This window comes from Streptomyces sp. NPDC048419 (assembly GCF_043200415.1).
GTDB lineage: Bacteria > Actinomycetota > Actinomycetes > Streptomycetales > Streptomycetaceae > Streptomyces.
Genome location: NZ_JBICXT010000106.1, coordinates 1 through 2,269, shown reverse-complemented (window position 1 = coordinate 2,269; position 2,269 = coordinate 1). Strand labels below are relative to the sequence as shown.

The window sequence follows — 2,269 nt, the reverse complement described above, 5'->3', positions numbered from 1 at the left end:
GTGCTGCTCTGGAGTCGATGTCACGGCTTCTGCGCCCCGGCGGGCGCGTGGTACTCACATCCCGCACTTGGGAACTCGTGAGGGCCAGAGGTTCCTGGCTGGACATCAGGGACCGACTCGTCCGACGAAACGGTCGCGATGCCGTTGTGGTCTACCGCTGGGAGATTGCGCCGCATTGGGAGGAGGAGCACCACATCGAGATTGCGATCGCCCAAGTTGATGCGACTGGGCTGGTTCTTGTCCGCTCGGAACTGCTGTCCTGCTGGCCCTACCGATACGAGGAACTCGAAGTCGAGCTGCACCGGGTCGGACTCCAGACGGAAGTGAGCACGTTCGATCTTGAGGCTGAGAACTACAGGGTGGTCGCGAGCAAGGTATAGACACCGGGCTCTCAGTCCCTGGCAGGACCGCGCGGTTGCTCGCAGGACGCTTGCGCCCTCTCATCGGTGCGGGTTCAGGCGGTCAACGCTACGCCTCGGACGAGGAGTCATGCTGCGTGTCTGTTGGGTGGGGTGTGAGGTCACGGCCCGGCGGGCGTCTGAGGGTTGTTGTCGCCCATGGTCCGGCCCCTATATATAGGCACGGTCGGCGAGGACCGGGATGCCGAGCATGGAGGGATACGGAACCAACGAGGCCCCCGGTCGTCGGCCTGTTCCAGACCAACGACGAGGGGCTTCGCCATGTCACTGCTTGGCTGACCAGCCTTATTCACTCCTCAGACCCCAGGATGAAAGAAGATCAATGGGCATAAGGAGAGTCAAGAGAGAATTGACAACTCTCGCCAACTGCCTCGTAGGGGCAGCCATACGGGTATGGGGGGGTACTTACATGGGAAGAAACCCACTTATTGGTTATTCCATTAAAGGAACTAACCCCTCCAGAGACTATCAGGCCCTTAATCCCCTGAAAAGTATACCCAAAAGCCGTCTCTGTCGAATGAGTCCAATTATAGGTCCCCCCATAGCATGTCGTCATATGTTTGGGTGTAAGGATAATCGGATACGAAGTAGCGCATGTGTAGCCTGAGAGTTTCATCAGGACCGTGTCCGTTCCCTTCGGATCCTTGAGGAGTTTCTCGAGGCTCACCGAGACACCGTTCAGGACCACCGGAAGGGGTGAATCGTTTCTCACGATGATCCTGCCGGTCACCGTCGCGTCATCCCGCCAATCTTCCGAATAGACACATGCCTCCATTTTCACTCCCTCCGGCAATCCGGGCTCTGAAAGTGGCGGAGTCCCGGCAATACATGTCGGCGGGGCCCAGGCGTGGGCAGAGGTGGCAGGAAGCAGAATTTCTACACTCGCCGCGATGGCAACCGAGACCGTGGCAACAGATTTCCTGAATCTCACGGAATTCACCCCATTCTTCCGGCTGAGATTGATTGCGCCCGAAGGTACTCCCGCCACTGCATGCTGGCTAGTGTCGATCGCTCCTCAATTTCCGGGAGTTGAGTCTTGAGTAATCGTCAAGAGCTGTAGACAACCCCCTGCGATGAGGTCGGGGCAGGACTGTTGCAGAGTTCTTTGATCTTGGTTTAGTGGCCATCCAGGGCGTGCCCAGGGGGTCGAGGGGCCAGGTGAAAGGCTGGATAGGACATCTCGAGGAGTCCAGCGGCCACCTTGGGTGTGGCCGTGGTTGCGGAGCTTGTTCGCCCCGAGGCTTCTATATCGCATCAAGCCACTTGGGGCGGTTCTTCAAGTGAGCTCTTGTCGTTCCGGTCGGAGCGTTCAAGGATCTTGAAGAGCTGTCAAGAGATGACGCGCTTGAGTCACGGAGGTCTTTCAGCCTGGCCGCTGATCGGGTGAGGACGTAGCCGTCCGCAACGGACAAGGCTCCCGTGCCGTTGAGAGAGGTGTTCGACGTCTCAACTCGCTGGCACAGGAGCCTTGTTGGTTTTCTGTCCTGCCGCACTCGACCTGCCCCATGCCCTGGTCGAGTGGGTCACGATGCTCAACGTCACCCGCGAGGGTGAGCGCCGCTGCAAACTCCCGCTGCACCAGCGTGCTCTCGTCGCTCTGATGTACCTGCACCGGCACAACACCCTCGCGCAACCCGCTGCCGGCTTCGGTGTCTCCCTCGGCACCGCCCACGCCTGGACGACCGCGGTGATCGGCCTGCTCGCCGATCGCGCGCCCGGCCTGCTGCGCGCGCTGCGCGAGGCCGACCCCGCCTACGTCCTGCGGGCCGGCACCCTCGCAGTGCGACCGGGTCGGCGACAGCCGCGCCGACTACTCCCACAAGCACCGTCGACACGGGGTGAACGTGCAG

2 pseudogenes are annotated in these 2,269 nt (G+C 60.6%); both read left to right on the top strand.

Annotated elements, in window-relative coordinates:
- A pseudogene (locus ACGFYN_RS48055) lies at positions 1-380 on the top strand (SAM-dependent methyltransferase); the annotation flags it as partial.
- A 1,510-nt stretch (positions 381-1,890) separates the two neighbouring features.
- Positions 1,891-2,269: pseudogene (locus tag ACGFYN_RS48050) on the top strand (transposase family protein); the annotation flags it as partial.